Here is a 16,976-nt window from a genome sequence, read left to right as displayed (position 1 = left end):
AGCAAATGCCGCTGAACACTAACCCACCTGCACCACAGCCTCTTCCGGCAGCACTCGCCAGATGATCCATTCGCCGACCGCAATGTGGTGCGTCGGCTTCGCTCCCTCCGGTGGATTGCCACTCTGCAGCGTGAACTTCTTTCCTGCCAGACGCAGCGCGATCTCGAATCCCGGCCAATCCCCGGGCACTCTGGGCGTGAGCGAAAGCTGATCCCCGCGCACGGACAGGCCCAGCAAGGTCTCGACCGCGGCCCGGTGCATCCATGCCGCCGAGCCCGTGTACCAGCTCCAGCCGCCGCGACCCGCATAGGGCGCCGAGCCGTACACATCGCCGGCCATCACGTAGGGCTCGAGTTCATACAACGGTCCGCGCTGCGCGTGGCGCGCGCGATGCGCCGGGCTCAGGCCCTCGAAGCTCTGCCACGCGGCTTCGGTGTCGCCCTGCAGCGCCTGCGCCATCATGGCCCACACGGCGGCGTGCGAATACTGGCCGCCGTTCTCGCGCACGCCGGGCGGATACGCCTGGATGTAGCCGGGGTTGTTGGTCGATCGGGCCAGCGGTGGATGCAGCAAGCGCATCAGGCCATGCGGCTGGTCGTGCAGATACTGCTTCATCGATGCGAGTGCCGGTGTGGTGTGCTGCGCGTCCGAAGCATTCGAAAGCAATGACCAGGCTTGCGCGATCAGGTCGATGCGACATTCATCGTTGATCGACGAGCCCAGCGGGGCGCCGTTGTCGAAGAAGGCGCGGCGGAACCAGGCGCCGTCCCAGCCGGCGGCGTGCAGGGCAGCGATCCAGCCTTTCCGGGCCGCGAGCCAGCGTTCGGCGCGTTGGTGTTCGCCACGCGCATGGGCGAAAGGGGCGAAACGCTCGACCACGCTGCACAGGAACCAGGCGAGCCAGACGGATTCGCCCCGGCCTTCGTGGCCCACGCGGTTCATGCCGTCGTTCCAGTCGCCCGTACCCATCAGCGGAAGCCCATGTGCGCCGGTCGCGAGGCTGCGATCAATGGTGCGTGCGCTGTGTTCGTAGATGCTGGCCGTCCGGCTGCTCACCTGGGGCGCGTAGTAGGCGTCTTCGGCGCCGGCCGGGATGTCCGGGCCCTCCACGAAAGGCACGATCTCGTCGAGCACCGATCGGTCGGCCGTGACGTCGACATAGTGCGATGCCGCGTACGGCAGCCACAACAGGTCGTCGGAGAAATGCGTGCGCACGCCAGCCCCACCGGGCATGTGCCACCAGTGCTGCACGTCGCCTTCGGGGAACTGCCGCGCCGCATTGACGAGTATCTGTTCGCGCAGGCGTGCCGGATCGGTCAGCGCAAAGGCCATGGCGTCCTGCAACTGGTCGCGGAAGCCGAAGGCACCCCCGGCCTGGTAGAAGCCGGCCTTGGACCAGAGCCGGCACACCAGCGTCTGATAGACCAGCCAGCGGTTCACCATCGCATCGAAAAGCGGGTCGGGCGTCCTGACCTGCAGCCGGCCCAGCAGCTCGTCCCAGAATCCTCGCGCTTGCGCCAGCGCCTCGGGCACGTCGCGCTGTTGCCAGCGTCGCGCCAGTTGCATGGCCGCTTCCGGATCGTCCGCGTGCCCCAGCATGAAGGTGAAGCTGGCGCCTTCGCCGGGCGCAAGGCTGAACTCGCCGGCGATCGCTGCACACGCATCGAGGCCGCTGCCGCCGTGACCGCCGAGGGTCTCGGGCAATTCGATCATGCCGCGACCGGCAAAGAACTCGCTCCGCTCGCAGGTCCATTGCGTCGCGCCGTTGAGGCCTGCAAGCTGAAGGAAGCCGGTGCTGCCGCCGAATCCGGCGCTCGATTCGCGCTGTTCGCCGAACACCGCGGCCAGGTCTTCGGGCTTCCACGTGTGCACAGTCCGTCGCTCTCCGCGGGCCGCGCCGAGTTGCCATTCGACCATCGCGACGGCGCGCAGGCGGCGGGCGCCGATGCCCTCGTTGCGGACGCTCACGTGCACGAGCTTCATCCGTTCGTCGCGGTCGGCGAAGAAGGTGGTTTCGAGCACCACGTTCCGGTGCAGGCACTCGAACACCGTGTAGCCCTGGCCATGGCGCACGCGGTGCCTGGCGGCGACCACGCCGCGGCCGGCCGGCGTGAGCGGGAACAGTTCGCGGGAATCGAGGTCCTGCAGCAGGTAGTGTTCGAAGGCAGGGTCCTGGACCGGATCGTTGGACCACGGCGTCACCTGGTGCAGCCGGCTGTTGGTCGCCCAGGTGTAGCCCGTGCCCGATTCGGAGATCTGGAAGCCGAACGAGGCGTTGGCGATGACGTTGACCCAGGGCCGCGCGGTGCGGCGGTTCACGTCGACCTCGAAGCGGAATTCGCCGCTCCCGGCATCGAAGCCGCCTTGCGGCGCGATCAGGGTGTCGTCGATGTGCGCGGTGGGCGGAAGCGTCGAGAGCGGGACGCGGGGCCTCGCGTCGACTTCGGCCGGCCCGATGGCATCGCGCAGCGCCGCGACCTGCGATTCGAGCGCGCGCCCATCGGCGGTGAAGACCACCCGGGCCAGGCTCGACAGCGCGGCCTTCTCCGAAGGCGCCACATCGGCATCGCGCAACAGGTAGAAGCCCGCGGCATCGTTGCGCGGAAAGCTGTTCTGCGTCTGCTGCGCGACGCGGTTGCGCAGCGCCTCGATGTCTCTCTGCAGCGGCATCAGGTAGGAGTGCGGTTCGCTGTTGAGCACCACGAGGTCGCACGCCACGCCGCCGAAGCCCCACCAGGGCTGTGCGCGCAGCAGCGTGTCGACCAGTCCCTTGCCCGCCATGGAGTGGATGTACACCAGCACGATCGGCTTGTCGCCGGAGATGCCGAAGCGCCAGATCTGCCGCAGGTCGATCAGGCCCCGGTCGCGCATCACGCGGGGCGTGGTGTAGGTCAGGATGGTGGTGAGGTCCTGCAAGGCGAGGTTCTTGGCGGGGTCGATGCTCAGGTCGCGCAGGCGCACTTGCGCCAGCGTCGCGGCCATGCGCGTCGCACGCTCCACGTGCATGGGCTGCAGGTAGCGGTCGATGCCGGGCATCAGGGCTTCGATGTCGTCATCGGCCGCCGTCGCGAAGGTCACGCGTGCGGTGGCGCCCGGCGCGATCGACAGCCGCACGCGCAGGCAGGCGATCGGGTCGAGCCCGTTGATCGGCGTGCCGTCTGCGCCCAGCGGCTGCGGCTCGAGCGCCGGCGTGGCGAGCGTGCGGTTGCGTCCGATGAACGCGCGCCGATCCGTCATGCAGTCGATGGATAGCACCTGCGCATCCACCGATGCGACGAAGTGCGCTGCAGCCACGACCGGGTCGCCGTGCAGGCGCGGCTTGCGCGACATCAGCAGCGCACGCCAGCCCGGCACCCAACGGCTTTCGACGAACAGGTTCGCGAAGGCCGGATGCGCCTCGTCGGCCTTGGGGTTGGACAGCACGGGCTCGAAGTACGAGATGAGTTCCAGCGTGCGCGTCTCGTTGCCGGTGTTGTGCAGCGCGACGGTACGCAGCTCGGTGTCGTCCTCGGGGCTGATGAGCACGGTGATGCGCGCCTGCAGGCCTGGCCCGGTCGCATCGAACTGCACCTGGTCGGCAAGAAAGCGTGCCCTGTAGCGCCAGTGTTCGCCGGGCGCGGGCAGGGCGGTCAGCGAGGTCAGGGTGCGGCTGTTCGTGTCGCGTACGTAGAAGAAGGTGCCATAGCTGTCGCGCAGCGGGTCGTCCCGCCACCGGCTCACGTTGAACGATCGCCACCGGCTCACGCCCGCGCCGTTGGCGCGCAGCGCCACGGTGTAGCGGCCGTTCGAGAGCAGGTGCGTGGGCTGAAAGCCCGGCTCCATCGGGTCGACGATGCGGGGCTGGAAGATCGGCGCCGCCTCTCCTGTCGCCGGCTCGGGCGGCGTGCGCGGGTCGGCGCTGCCGATGATCTGGCGCGGCGTGCGCTCGTGCAGCAGCGACGCGTGCGCCTCCACCAGCGCGGCGCTGCCGAACCAGCGCCGCGGCGCATTGTTGCGCACGGCGTTGCACAGGGCCACGAGCGACATGCCGTGGTGATGCGCCATGACGTTGCGCACGACGGTGTAGGCCTGTCCGGTCGACTGGCGCGAGACGGTGAAATCGATCGCGTCGAAGAAGCCGAACTCGCCGCGCGCGCCGAGCGATTCCAGCAGGCGCAGGTTGACCACGGCATCGGCCGGGCGGAGCAGCGCTGCCATCGCCGTGGCGTACGGCGCAACCACGCGGTCGGTGGGCGGCGTGCGGCGCAGGGCCAGCCGCGGCACACCGAAGGGCGAGTACTGGTAGGCGAGCGAATGGTCCTGCGCGAAATAGGCCGACTCGGAGACGCCCCACGGCAGGTTCTGTGTCGAACCGAAGGTCTGCTGTTCCCCGATGGCGGCGAGGTTTGCCACTTGCAGCAGGCCGCCGACCGGCTCGGTCATGACGAGCGTCGGCATCAGGTACTCGAACATCGAGCCCGACCAGGACTTGAGGCCCGGCTTCACGCCGACGGATAGAAAGGGGCGGCCAAGCGCCAGCCAGTGACGCCGGGGAACGTCGCCCTTGGCAATGGCGAGGAAGCTCAGGAGCCGCGACTCGGAGGCGAGCAGGTCGTAGTAGCTCGCATCGAGCACGTTGTCCTCCACCCGCAGGCCGATGTGGAAGAGGTGGCGCTTGGTGTCGTAGAGCCCGCGGAAATCCATGCCGGCGCACAAGGCGTCGCAGCGCTGCGCGAGCGATTCCAGATCCGCCGCGTCGGTGTTCTCCGCTGCGAAGGCGCGGCAAGCCTGTGCGACCGCGATCAGATGGCCCGCGAGGTTGCCGCTGTCGACACTGGACACATAGGCCGGCGGCAGCATCCGCAGCGATTGCGTGTCGTACCAGTTGTAGAGATGGCCCTCGTGCTTGTCGAGACGATCGATCGTGTCGAGCGTCGCGGCGAGCCGCGCGGCGAGCGCCCTGGTGTCGATCCAGCCGAACTCCCGTGCGCAGCAGCACGCCAGGAGGTACATGCCGATGTTGGTCGGCGACGTGCGGTGCGCGATGGTGGGCTCGGGTTCGAGCTGGAGGTTGTCGGGCGGAAGATGGTTGTCCTCGGGGCCGACCACATGCTCGAAGAAGTGCCAGGTCTCGCGCGCCAGGCCTTCAAGGTAGCTGCGCCGTTCGGCGGTGAGTTCGCCTTCGGTTTCCGCCGGAGTGCGGCTGCTCCACCACGCAGCCAAGGGAGCGAGCGCCCACAAGCCGAAGAGAAAAGGTCCCATCCAGGGATGCGGGCCCCACAACGACGCCACGCCGAGGGCAATGCACACGGCACTGGTGAATGCGCCGCCGCGCACGAATGCCGCCAGCTCATAGCGAGCCTGCGCCTGCGCCTGCGCGGCGGTCGTCCATTCGAGCAGATGGCGACGGCTCACCGCCAGGCGCCATGCGGCACGAAGCGATGCATCGAGGAGCAGGCGCGTCTGCGCCGCCAACTGCACGAATTGCCATGCCGCGCTGGCCAGCGCGCGCAGCAGTTCGGTCGCGCCGACATCGAAGAAATGGGGGAGTTCGATCGAGCGCCGCGTCGGCACCAGTCCGGCGAGGGCGCCCAGCAGAGGGCCGAGCACGAGCGCCGAGACGACCGCGGCCAGCGCCCAGTTCAATGGAAGCGAATCCGTGAAGACAACCCAGGCGAGCAGCGCGGTGGATGCCGGCACCACCATGGCGCGGCGCAGGTTGTCGCTCATCTTCCAGAGGCCCAGCGCGTCGATGCCGAAGCGGCGCGCGCGCAGCATGAGCGGCAGCAACTGCCAGTCGCCGCGCGTCCAGCGATGCCAGCGCGAGGCGGCGACGCCGGCATGGTGCGGATGGTCCTCGATGAGGACGAGGTCGCTCACCACGGCGCAGCGTGCCACCGAGCCTTCGAGCAGATCGTGGCTGAGCACCGCGCCATCGGGCATGCGCCGATCGAGCGTGGCATGCACGGCGTGCACGTTGAGCAGTCCCTTGCCGGTGAACGAGCCGGTGCCGAAGACGTCCTGATAGAGGTCGGAGGCACTGTTGCTGTAGGGGTCGAGCCCGCACTGGCCCGCGAACATCCAGTGGAACAGGGAGCGTTCCTCGCGCTCCGGAAAGGGCGTGACGATGCGCGGCTGGAAGATGCCGAAGCCCCCGACCACGCGCCGGCCAGCTTCGGCGATCTGCGGTGTGTTCAGCGGATGCGCCGCGACCGCGACCAGGTCGCGCAGGGTGCCCGGTGGCAGGCCAGTGTCGCTGTCGAGCGTCATCACGTAGGGAATGCGCGGGGCGAGTTGCAGTCCTTGCGCCGTGGGCACGAAGCCGCTCGCGTCGCCGACGGCCAGCAGGCGCAGCAGCATCTCGAGCTTGCCGCGCTTGCGTTCCCAGCCCATCCAGCGCTGCTCGGTATCGGACCAGGTCCGCGGTCGGTGCAGCAGGGTGAATCGAGGCGGGGCGCCTGCCGGGGCTGGGTACGTCTCGTTGAGCGCGGCGATGCGCTGCATCGCGTCTTCGAGCAGGGCCGCGTCGTCCGGCATCGAGGCCTGCGGGGCGTCCGGCCAGTCGGACAACAGCGCGAACTGCGCATGGTCCTCGCGGTTGGCGAGCCAATGCAGTTCGAGGCGGTGAGCGAGCTGGGCGTTGGCCTGCAGCGAACTCAGCATCGACGGGACGACCACCAGGACGCGATGGGCTTCCGGGATGCCCGCCGCGAAATCCAGGCGCGGCAACGCACGCACACGGGTCGATTCGGCGACGATGCGATGCACCAGCGCTATCACCGACTCCGAGACCGGCCACACCAACAGCACCAGCGCGACCACTGCGGTCCAGGCCGGATCGGGCCATCCGACCCGGTTCAGGCCGTGCACGGAAGCGGCCAGCATCAGCGCGGTGCCGACGACGATCGTCAGCACGTAAAGGGGCAGACGCCAGTTGCGATGGGAAATCCGCCGCAGCGAAAACGGAACGGTCCGGTCGCCACCCGCATCCGCCAGCGCGGCGATCAATGCCGGGCGGCCTTCGCCGAAGAGGTAGTAGCCGGCAGTTCGCTCGGCCAGGGACCATCGCGTCTCTTCGTTTTCCTGCGAATGCGGGTCGCCGGCCGCTTCCAGGGCCAAGCTCACCACCGCTTCCGCGACTTCGCGCTCGGGCCTGCGCAGGGCGCGTGCGACCTGTTCCATCGCATGCGTGATCTGCTGGCGCGTGAGTTCGCTCTCGCGCCCGTAGCTGGGCAAGTTGCGCAGCACCCGCAGCGATCGGCTGACGGGCTCGATCAGGTCGGCCCATTCGACCTGCCCGATCATCCGCAGGGTGGTGATGATGTTGCCGACCGTGAGGTTGGCGGCGGCCTGCGCCGTCTGCGCGTCGGCGATCAGGGCGGGGCCGTTCGGGCAATGTTGCTCGGTCCATTTGACGAGCGCAGGCGGGTTGTCGCCGTGCTCGACGGGCAGGCGTTGCCACAGCTGGGTGAGGTAGCTTTCCTGCATGCCGCGGCTTTGCAGCGCGCGATAGAGCACGTCCAGGTCTTGCATCGACAGGCGCTCGGCCGCGTCCCATGCCGCATGCGCGACTTCGCGCGCCACCTTGCTCTCGGCAATGCTTTCCGCGACGCGCCGCAGGTTCTCCAGCAGCACCACGCGCAGCGTGGTCGGCAATGCCCAGAGCTCGCCGAGCGTGAGTTCGTCGATGTCCTGGTAGGCGTTGAGGAAGGCGGTGAACAACTCCTTGTTCAGCACGCTGTCCGTGTGCGCGACATAGGCCCACGCGATGCCGTACACGCGTGGCAGGCCGGCCAGGGGCGCGGCCGCGAGCTTGGGAAGCCGCGCGTAGTAGCTGCGCGGAACACCTTCGCGGATCTGCTGGAGCTGCGCCTCGACAAGGTGAAAGTTGTCGAGCAGCCATTCGGCCGCCGGCGTGACATAGCGTCCGCTCTGCGAGATGAGCGCGATGTAGTCGAAGGCGCTGCGCAGCGATTCGAGGTTCTTGTCGACGCGCGGAAAAAATGGCGTGGCGTCGCCTCGCGCGCTTCCCTGCTGCACGACCTGCGCGCGCGCCAGGCTGTGGCCGTGCTGCTCGAAGCGTTGGGCGCCGAACAGCTCGGCCCGGATCGGTGCTTCGACCGGTTCGTGAGGACCCAGGAGGAGTTTGCGTGCGTACTGGCTTAGCGAATCGAGCCGGTCGACGACCGCCGCGGCACTCAAGCGACCGCGAACAGGCCGATGGCGAGCACCACGGCCACGCAGGCCATTGTCACGATGCGGCCAGCGGCGACTGAACGCACCCGCTGCAGATGGCTCTTGACCGCGAACCATCGCCCCTGTGCCAACGCGCAATGTCGCATGTGGGATGCCAGCGCATCGAAGTCGCCGCTGACGAAGTCGATCTGGGAACGGGCAAGCGATTGCGGGGTAGACATGGCGAAGATTCCTCTGAACGGCCCTTGAGCCGCCGCGCGATTGCGAGAGCTGTGAACGTAGGGGCAGGGTACTCTTCATCGAATACCCTTCCTTTCTCCCGCGCCGGATGTTGACGTAGGAGACGGCGCACAGCGCGCGATCGCTCCTTCGCTAGCCGGTGTTTCGCAAGCCCGCCGCGACCCCGTTGATCGACATGTGGATGCCGCGCTGCAGCCGCTCGTCGTCCTGCCCCGCGCGATAGCGCCGCATCAATTCCACCTGCAGGTGATGGAGCGGGTCGATGTAGGGGAAGCGGTGGCGAATGGAGCGCTGCATCTCGGCATTGCCCTCCAGGCGCTGCCTTGCGCCCGTGATGAGCACCAGGGCATCCGAGGTGCGGTGCCATTCGGCGTCGATCATCGAGAACACCTTCTGGCGCAGCTTGCGCTCGGCCACCAGCTCCGAGTAACGCGAGGCCAGGGCGAGGTCGCTCTTGGCGAGCACCATGTCCATGTTCGACAGCAGCGTGCGGAAGAAGGGCCACTGTGCGTACATGCGCTGCAGCAATGCGTGGCGTTCCTTGCGCGCGGCAGGATTGGCGGCCTCCGCCAGGAATTGCTCGATGGCGGAGCCGAAGCCATACCAGCCGGGCAGCGTGAGCCGGCACTGCCCCCAGCTGAAACTCCAGGGCACTGCCCGCAAGTCCTCGATGCTGCGGCTCGGATTGCGCGAAGCGGGCCGCGACCCGATGTTGAGTTCGGCGATCTCGCGGATCGGCGTGGCACTGAAGAAGTAGTCGCCGAAGCCGGGCGTTTCATACACGAGTGCCCGATAGGCTGCCATGCTGGCCGCCGACAGTTCGGCCGCGGCCGTGACGAAGGCTGCCGGCGCGGGCTTGGCGGTTGGCAGCAGCGTGGCTTCCAGCGTGGCGGCGACCAGCGTTTCCAGGTTGCGCCGGCCGATCTCGTGGTTGGCGTACTTCGAGCCAATCACTTCGCCCTGTTCGGTCAGGCGGATCTGCCCGCGCACCGTGCCCGGCGGCTGCGCGAGGATCGCCTGGTAGCTCGGACCGCCGCCGCGTCCCACCGTGCCGCCGCGGCCGTGGAACATGCGCAGCCGGATGGGCACGCCGCTCTCCTTGTTCAGCTCGTCGAAGAGCGCGACCAGCGCAAGTCCGGCGCGGTACAGCTCCCAGTTGCTGGTGAAGATGCCGCCGTCCTTGTTGCTGTCGCTGTAGCCGAGCATCACATCCTGCTCCGCGCCCGAGCGCTGGATCAGCGCATGGATGCCGGGCAACGCGTAGAAGGCGCGCACGATGGGGGCCGCGTTGCGCAAGTCCTCGATGGTCTCGAACAGCGGCACGACGATCAGGTCGCAGGTGGCGTTCTCGGCCAGTGTTCCGCGCAACAGGCCCACTTCCTTTTGCAGCAGGAAGGCTTCGAGCAGGTCGCTCACTGTCTCGGTGTGGCTGATGATGTAGTGGCGGATGGCCGCTGCGCCGAAGCGCGCTCGCGCCGTGCGGGCGGCGGCGAAGATCGCGATCTCGCTCTTCGCCAGTGGCGAGTAGTCGGCGTCCGGAACGCGCAAGGGCCGCGCATCGTCGAGCAGCCGCAGCAGCAGCGTCTGTTTGGCGTCCTCGGCCAGACCGGCATAGTCGGGCTCGATGCGCGCGGTGGCGAGCAGCTCGGCCACCACTGCCTCGTGCTTGTCCGAGCTTTGGCGCAGGTCGACCGTCGCGAGGTGAAAGCCGAACACTTCCACCGCGCGGATCAGCGGATGCAGGCGCTGCGCGGCCAGCACCGAACCGTGCTTGTCGCCGAGCGATTCCTCGATGGTGCGCAGGTCGGCGAGGAACTCCTCGGCGTTGGGGTAGGGGTTCTGCGGCGGCACGGCGTGGCGCGCAGCCTGGCCGCCGGTGAGGTCGCGCAGGGTCGCAGCCAGGCGCGAGTAGATGCCGGTCAGCGCGCGGCGATAGGGCTCGTCGACGCGGTGCTCGTTCTTGTCGGGCGAGCGCTCGGCCAGGGCCTGCATCTCCACCGACACATCGACCAGGGTGGCCGACAGCGACAACTCTCCACCGAGGTAGTGCACTTCCGTCAGGTAGTGGCGCAGCGCCAGTTCGGCCTGGCGGCGCAGCGCGTACTCGAGGGTCTCGGCCGTCACGTTGGGATTGCCGTCGCGATCGCCGCCGATCCATTGGCCCATGCGCAGGAAGGGCGCGACCGAAGGCGTGGCACCGCCGTGGGCCAGCGCCTTCTCCAGGTCGGCGTACACGCGGGGGATTTCGCGCAGGAAGGTTGCTTCGTAGTAGCTCAGCGCGTTCTCGATCTCGTCCGCCACGGTGAGCTTGGAGAAGCGCAGGAGGCGCGTCTGCCACAGCTGCGTGACGCGGGTGCGCATCTGGCTTTCGTTCTCGGCGTATTCGACGGGCGTCAGCGCGTCCTTCTTGCCGGCGAAGGCGCGTTGGCGCAAGGCGATCTCGTCGCGGGCGGTCAGCAATTGCGCGATGGCGCGCTCGGCGTCCAGGATGCTCTTGCGCTGCACCTCCGTCGGGTGCGCGGTGAGCACCGGCGACACGTAGCTGTGCGCGAGCGATTCCACCACCGCCTCGGGCTTGATGCCGGCCTTGCGGATGCGCGCGAGCGCGACTTCCAGGCTGCCATCGGCGCTCTCGCCGGCGCGGTCGGCCTCGGTGCGGCGCCGGATCTGGTGGCGATCCTCGGCCAGATTCGCAAGATGGCTGAAGTACGTGAAGGCGCGGATGACCCGCACCGTCTCGGCCGCGCTCAGGCCCTTGAGCAGATTCTTGAGCGCGCGGTCCGCCGCGTGGTCCGCGTCGCGCCGGAATGCCACCGACAGGGTGCGGATCTTTTCGACCAGCGCGTAGCTCTCTGCGCCTTCCTGCTCGCGGATCACATCGCCGAGGATGCGGCCCAGGAGCCGGATGTCGTTGATGAGGGGCAGGTCTTCGTCACTGTGCCGGCGCTTGGAGGCAGCCGGGGCGGGGCTCGTCTTCATTCGGAACATCTCCTCGTTCGATGGGCCTGCGGCGACGTTGCTGCGGCGCAACATGCTAGCATCCCACGGGTCTCTTTCTCATTGGAAAAACGGTCTTGAGCAACATCGTCATCGCCACGCGCGAAAGCCGGCTGGCCATGTGGCAAGCCGAGCACGTCAAGGCCCTCCTGCAAGAACAAGGCCACACGGTCGGCCTGCTCGGCATGACGACTCGTGGCGACCAGATCCTCGACCGCTCGCTGAGCAAGGTCGGCGGCAAGGGCCTGTTCGTCAAGGAGCTCGAACTCGCACTCGAAGAAGGGCGCGCCGACATCGCGGTGCACTCGCTCAAGGATGTGCCGATGGACCTGCCCGACGGCTTCGCGCTGGCCTGCGTGCTGGAACGCGAGGATCCTCGCGATGCGCTGGTGTCTCCGCGCTACCCGTCGCTCGACGGCCTGCCGCAAGGCGCGGTGGTCGGCACCAGCAGCCTGCGCCGCGTGGTGTTGCTGCGCGCGCTGCGGCCCGATCTGCGGATCGAGCCCCTGCGCGGCAACCTCGACACGCGGCTGCGCAAGCTCGACGAAGGCCAGTACGACGCGATCGTGCTGGCCGCGGCTGGCTTGAAGCGGCTCGGCCTGGAAAGCCGCATCCGGCAGACCTTCGAGCCCGACACCATGCTGCCCGCCGCAGGGCAGGGCGCTCTGGGCATCGAGGTGCGCGCGGATCGCCAAGACTTGATCGATCTGCTTGCGCCGCTTTCGAGCCGCAACGACTGGCTCGCGACTGCGGCCGAGCGCGCGGTCAGCCGCGCGATGGGCGGCAGCTGCTCCATGCCGCTGGCAGCCCATGCGAGATGGCAGTCCGATGGCGGCCTGCGCATCGACGCGGCCTGGGGCGACCCTGAAGGCTCGGAACCACTGGTGCGGGTGCATTCATTCGCCGAAGCAACGGACTTCGCGCAGGCCGGTGCGCTCGGCGACGATGCCGCAAGGATGCTGCGCGCCGCCGGCGCGCATTGAAATGAAACACGCCCGACGCGCCGCGCTCGCGCGCCATGGAGACACGACATGGCGGCAGCACGCGTGATCGTCACGCGCCCGGCTCGCGAGGCTGCGCGCTGGGTCGGCGAATTACGGGCCGCGGGGCTGGATGCCCTCGCGTTGCCCTTGATCGCCATCGAGCCGCTGCAAGACGGGAAGCTGCTTCATGCAGTGCGGGAACGCCTTTCCGACTACGACGCGTTGATGTTCGTGAGTGCCGCAGCGGCCGAGCACTTCTTCACGGGCATCGACGCCAGCGCGGCCGCGCGTTCGCGCTTCTGGGGAACGGGCCCCGGGACTGCGCGCGGGCTGCTGGAAGCCGGCGTGCCCGCGGCTTCGATCGACGCGCCGCCCCCGGATGCGGCGCAGTTTGACTCCGAAGCCTTGTGGGCGCGTGTGCGGCCGCAGGTGCGGCCAGGAACACGGGTGCTGATCGTGCGCGGCGGCGATGCATCGGGTCGGATCGGGGGGCGTGACTGGCTTGCGCGCGAGATCACCGCGGCCGGAGGTGCTTGCGATGAAGTGGCAGCCTATCGGCGTCTGGCGCCGACCTTCGACGAGGCCGAGCGCCGTCTCGCGGCAGAAGGTGCGTCGGGCGACTCCATCTGGCTTTTCAGCAGCTCGGAGGCCATCGCCAATCTGTGCCGGTGCATGCCCGGCACGCAGTGGACCGCTGCGCGCGCGATTGCCACGCACGAGCGCATCGCGGATGCGGCGCGCGCCGCGGGTTTTGGCCGTGTGCGAGTCTCCAGCCCTTCGCAGGTGGCTCTGGTCGCGTCGATAGAATCCCTCGCATGAGCGACGCTTCCGTCTTGAATGAGTCCCTGCAGGAACCTGTGGTGCGCGCTCCGGTGCCGACCCCCCTGCAGACGAGCCATGCGGCGGCTGTGGCGCTGCTCTCGAAAATCGTGTTCGCCATCCTGGCCGTCGTTGCGCTGGCCGCGCTGGTGATGTCACTGGCGCTCTGGCAGAAGGTCAGCGGCATGCAGGAGCAGCTCGCGCGCCAGAGCGCCGATGCACTTGCCCAATCCCTGGAGGCCCGCACCCTTGCGCGCCAGGCCCATGAAGTCGTGCGCGACACGGCGGCGCGGCTCGCCCTCGCGGAGACGCGCGTGGGCGAGGTGGCGCTGCAACGCTCCCAGCTCGAGGAGCTGATGCAGAGTCTTTCGCGCTCGCGCGACGAGAATCTGGTCGTCGACATCGAGGCTGCCGTGCGGCTGGCACTGCAGCAGGCGCAGGTCACTGGCAACGTCCAGCCCTTGCTCGCCGCGCTCAAGGCGGGCGACCTGCGCATTTCGCGCGCCGCGCAGCCGCGTCTTGCCCCGCTCCAACGCGCGATGCAGCACGATGCCGACCGGCTTCGCAGCAGCGCGAGCGCCGACAACGGCGAGGCGCTCCAGAAGCTTGACGAACTCATTCGCAGCGTGGACGACCTGCCCGTGCTCAATGCGGTGGGCATGCGCGGTTCGGGCGCGAACGCACTGCAGGTCGAACCCGTGCCGGTGGATGCGCCATGGTGGCAGCGCGCCCTGCTGATGGTGCGCAACGAGGCACGCTCGCTGCTGCGGGTCGGGCGCATCGAGCGCCCCGAGGCGGTGCTGCTGACGCCGGACCAGACCTTCTTCCTGCGCGAGAACCTCAAGCTCAAGCTGCTCAACGCGCGCCTGGCGCTGCTGTCGCGGCAGGTCGATACGGCCCGCGGCGAACTCGCGACGGTCTCGACATCGATCAATCGCTATTTCGATCCGGCCTCGCGCCGCGTCCAGGCCGCTGCCACGCTGGTGCAGCAACTCCAGGCGCAGGTGAAGACCAGCGAGCCGCCTCGCGTCGATGAAACCCTGGCGGCGTTGGCGACGGCCGCGGCCGGTCGCTAGTCGGGTATGCGCGCAGCCCTCTGGTTTCTTGCACTCTTCGGGATCGCGGCTGCGGTCGCCCTGTTCGCGGGCAACAACCAGGGCACGATCACCGTCTTCTGGCCGCCATGGCGCGTCGACCTGTCGCTGAACCTGGTGCTGTTGCTCCTGTTGGCGGCGTTCGTGCTGCTGCATGTCGCACTTCGCGGTCTTTCCGCGCTGTTCTCTCTGCCGAAGCAGGCGCGCCAGTGGCGCATGCAGCAAAAGGAGCGTGCCCTGCATGCCGCAGTGCTCGATGCGGCGGTGCAACTGCTGGCCGGCCGCTTTTCGCGCGCACGCAAGGCCGCACTGGCCGCGCTGTCGCAGGAGAGAGCGCTCGCTGCGCTGGATGCACGGCTGCCGCAGGCGCTGCAGGTGCGTGTCATGGCGCATCTGCTCGCGGCCGAGAGCGCGCAATCGTTGCAGGACCGGCCCGCGCGCGATGCGCACCTTCAGCAGGCCCTCAACGAAAGCGCGGAGCGCGGAGTCCTGTCGACGCCCGAAACGCGCGAGGGCGTGCAATTGCGCGCAGCCCGCTGGGCGCTGGACGACCGCGATGCGCCCGGCACGCTGGCGCGTCTGGAGGAACTGCCGCAGGGTGCGCAACGGCGCACGCTGGCCTTGCGCTTGCGCCTGAAGGCGGCGCGGCAGGACCGCCGGACGCTCGAGGCGCTCGAAACCGCGCGCCTGCTGGCCAAGCACCGGGCCTTCTCGGATGCCGCGGCGCAGAGCATCATTCGCGGGCTGGCAACCGAACTGCTGTCGGGCGCGCACGATCCCGCCCAGCTGCTGCGGGCCTGGAACGAGTTCGAAAGCTGGGAGCGCGAGATGCCCGAGGTCGCGATCCACGCGGCCCAGCGCATGGTGGCGCTGCGCGGCGATCTCACGCTGGCACGCGCATGGCTGCTGCCCGTCTGGGAGCGCATGATCGAGCAGCCGCAGAGCTTGGGCGAATCCCTGCGGGTCAGGCTGGTGCGAGCCCTTGAAGCGGGTCTCGATTCGGTCGACGCCGAATGGCTGGCTCGCATCGAATCCGCGCAGCGGAACAACCCGCGCGACGCCAACCTGCAGTACCTTGCCGGCATGGCCTGCATGCGGCGCCAACTCTGGGGCAAGGCGCAACAGTTGCTCACACAGGCCGGACTTGGCTTGCAGGACACGAACCTACATCGACGGGCGTGGCAGGCGCTCGCACAACTCGCCGAAGCGCGCGACGACGCGGACCAGGCCTCGGCGGCCTGGAAACGCGCCGCTCAAACAGAGAATCCCTAACAACTCTCCGCTGCGTGCGGAGTGAATGCTATCGAATTGGTAGCGTGGCCGATTAGCCCAAAAGTTTCAATGCGGGCAATACGCCTACAGCCCGCATCGCTTTTTTAGGTGATAAATCCGGGTCGCCTCTGCCTTACGACCTACGCCAAGAAAGGGTTTGAGTAGCCCGATTTCCTGATGTACAGTCGTAACTGTTTGCAAAAGTATTCATTTCTGGGTCACGATGCGGAGTTGGTTTTGAAAAGTCTTCCACTACATGCCGCTTTGTTGGTCGCCGCCAGCTTCCTGGTCCAAGGTTGCGCGCCCCTGGCGCCGGGCTTCCGCTCCGCCAGCAATGACGCCTCCAAGGCGGTCTCGCCGTCGGGCTTCTCGACCTCCGAGATCGATCCGCCACCTGCGGGCGCCATCACCGAGATCACGCCCGATCTCATCCGGGCGCAGCGCGCGGCCACGCTCCAGACCAAGCTCGGTCCGGACGTGATGGCGCTGATCGGCGACGCCGGGCCGTACCGCATCGGCATTGGCGATGTCGTGGGCATCGTGGTCTTCGATCACCCTGAGATGGTTTTCAGCACGGTTCCGGCGACCACGGTGGCCGATCCGGCCAGCGTCTCGCCGGCGCCCGGCTACATCGTGTCGAACACGGGGCATCTGAGCTTTCCCTACGTGGGCAAGCTGAACGTGGTCGGCATGACCATCCAGGAACTCGAAGAGGCCGTCGTGCAGCGGTTGTCGCGGGTCTTCAAGAATCCGCAACTCAGCGTGCGCGTCGAGGCGTTCCGGAGCAAGCGTGCCTACATGGAGGGTGAAGTGCGCACGCCGGGCCTGCAGGTGTTCACGGACATTCCGATGACGCTTTCCGAGGCGCTCAATCGCGCGGGCGGCGTGGCGCCGACCGGCGACCGGACCTCCGTGAACCTCACGCGCGACGGAAAGACGACGCGCATCGACCTGATCGCCATGGCCGATGCCGGCATCGACCCGAGCCGCATTCCGCTGAAGTCCGGCGACATGATCTATGTGCGCAACCGCGACGAAAGCAAGGTCACCGTGATGGGTGAAGTGACGCAGCAGATGGGCGTCATGCTGCGCAGCGGCCGGCTGAGCCTGAACGACGCGCTCATCGAGGTTGGCGGGCTCAACCTGACCACGGCCAACCCGATCCAGATCTACGTGATCCGCAACGAGGCGAAGGGCCAGGCGATCTTCCATCTCGACGCGCGCACGCCGACGGCCATCGCGATGGCGGACGGCTTCGCGCTGAAGCCCAAGGACGTGGTGTACGTCGACCCCGTCCCGCTGGTCCAGTGGAACCGGGTGCTGAACCTCATCCTCCCGACCGCCACGACCGCGATCACCTATCGCGATCTGGGTACGCCGACTGGCCGGTAGCGAA

Annotated in this window: 8 protein-coding genes; 5 read left to right on the top strand and 3 right to left on the bottom strand. The window is 68.2% G+C overall.

Annotation, left to right across the window (positions count from 1 at the left end; all coding sequences use genetic code 11):
* Positions 1 to 18 precede the first annotated feature (18 nt).
* The 3 genes from QTH90_RS25785 to ppc all read right to left on the bottom strand — a co-directional run bounded on the left by QTH90_RS25785 (position 19) and on the right by ppc (position 11,394).
* The gene (locus QTH90_RS25785) at positions 19 to 8,181 is read right to left on the bottom strand and encodes a GH36-type glycosyl hydrolase domain-containing protein (protein ID WP_286667405.1); all 8,163 of its coding nucleotides are present in this window, start codon (positions 8,179 to 8,181) and stop codon (positions 19 to 21) included.
* Positions 8,178 to 8,396 (bottom strand): hypothetical protein, encoded by a 219-nt coding sequence (locus QTH90_RS25780; RefSeq protein ID WP_286667404.1) that lies wholly within the window; start codon positions 8,394 to 8,396, stop codon positions 8,178 to 8,180. Before QTH90_RS25780 ends, QTH90_RS25785 begins: the two co-directional genes overlap by 4 nt.
* Before the next feature lie 151 nt (positions 8,397 to 8,547).
* The gene (gene ppc / locus QTH90_RS25775; RefSeq protein ID WP_286667403.1) at positions 8,548 to 11,394 is read right to left on the bottom strand and encodes a phosphoenolpyruvate carboxylase; all 2,847 of its coding nucleotides are present in this window, start codon (positions 11,392 to 11,394) and stop codon (positions 8,548 to 8,550) included.
* A 95-nt stretch (positions 11,395 to 11,489) separates the two neighbouring features.
* On the opposite strand from ppc, the gene hemC reads away from it, so the two are divergent.
* From hemC to QTH90_RS25750, 5 genes are all read left to right on the top strand, one after another.
* The gene (hemC, locus tag QTH90_RS25770) at positions 11,490 to 12,395 is read left to right on the top strand and encodes a hydroxymethylbilane synthase (protein ID WP_286667402.1); all 906 of its coding nucleotides are present in this window, start codon (positions 11,490 to 11,492) and stop codon (positions 12,393 to 12,395) included.
* Positions 12,396 to 12,443: 48 nt separating this feature from the next.
* Positions 12,444 to 13,214 (top strand): uroporphyrinogen-III synthase, encoded by a 771-nt coding sequence (locus tag QTH90_RS25765; protein ID WP_286667401.1) that lies wholly within the window; start codon positions 12,444 to 12,446, stop codon positions 13,212 to 13,214.
* Positions 13,211 to 14,290, top strand: a complete 1,080-nt coding sequence (locus QTH90_RS25760) for a uroporphyrinogen-III C-methyltransferase (protein WP_286667400.1) — start codon at positions 13,211 to 13,213, stop codon at positions 14,288 to 14,290. Before QTH90_RS25765 ends, QTH90_RS25760 begins: the two co-directional genes overlap by 4 nt.
* 6 nt (positions 14,291 to 14,296) lie before the next feature.
* The gene (locus QTH90_RS25755; RefSeq protein WP_286667399.1) at positions 14,297 to 15,580 is read left to right on the top strand and encodes a heme biosynthesis protein HemY; all 1,284 of its coding nucleotides are present in this window, start codon (positions 14,297 to 14,299) and stop codon (positions 15,578 to 15,580) included.
* Between the two features lie 237 nt (positions 15,581 to 15,817).
* Positions 15,818 to 16,972: a polysaccharide biosynthesis/export family protein gene (locus QTH90_RS25750; RefSeq protein ID WP_286667398.1), complete on the top strand. Its 1,155-nt coding sequence runs from the start codon at positions 15,818 to 15,820 to the stop codon at positions 16,970 to 16,972.
* The last annotated feature ends 4 nt before the right edge of the window (positions 16,973 to 16,976 follow it).

Source organism: Variovorax flavidus (assembly GCF_030317145.1).
Taxonomy (GTDB): Bacteria; Pseudomonadota; Gammaproteobacteria; order Burkholderiales; family Burkholderiaceae_C; genus Variovorax; species Variovorax flavidus.
The sequence above is the reverse complement of the archived record's forward strand: the minus strand, read 5'-3'. Positions and strand labels throughout refer to the sequence as shown.

Bases quoted from the DNA above. Each gene is read 5' to 3' on its own strand.
- QTH90_RS25780 (WP_286667404.1), bottom strand. From the start codon at position 8,396: ATGTCTACCCCGCAATCGCTTGCCCGTTCCCAGATCGACTTCGTCAGC.
- ppc (WP_286667403.1), bottom strand. From the start codon at position 11,394: ATGAAGACGAGCCCCGCCCCGGCTGCCTCCAAGCGCCGGCACAGTGAC.
- QTH90_RS25765 (WP_286667401.1), top strand. From the start codon at position 12,444: ATGGCGGCAGCACGCGTGATCGTCACGCGCCCGGCTCGCGAGGCTGCG.
- QTH90_RS25760 (WP_286667400.1), top strand. From the start codon at position 13,211: ATGAGCGACGCTTCCGTCTTGAATGAGTCCCTGCAGGAACCTGTGGTG.
- QTH90_RS25755 (WP_286667399.1), top strand. From the start codon at position 14,297: ATGCGCGCAGCCCTCTGGTTTCTTGCACTCTTCGGGATCGCGGCTGCG.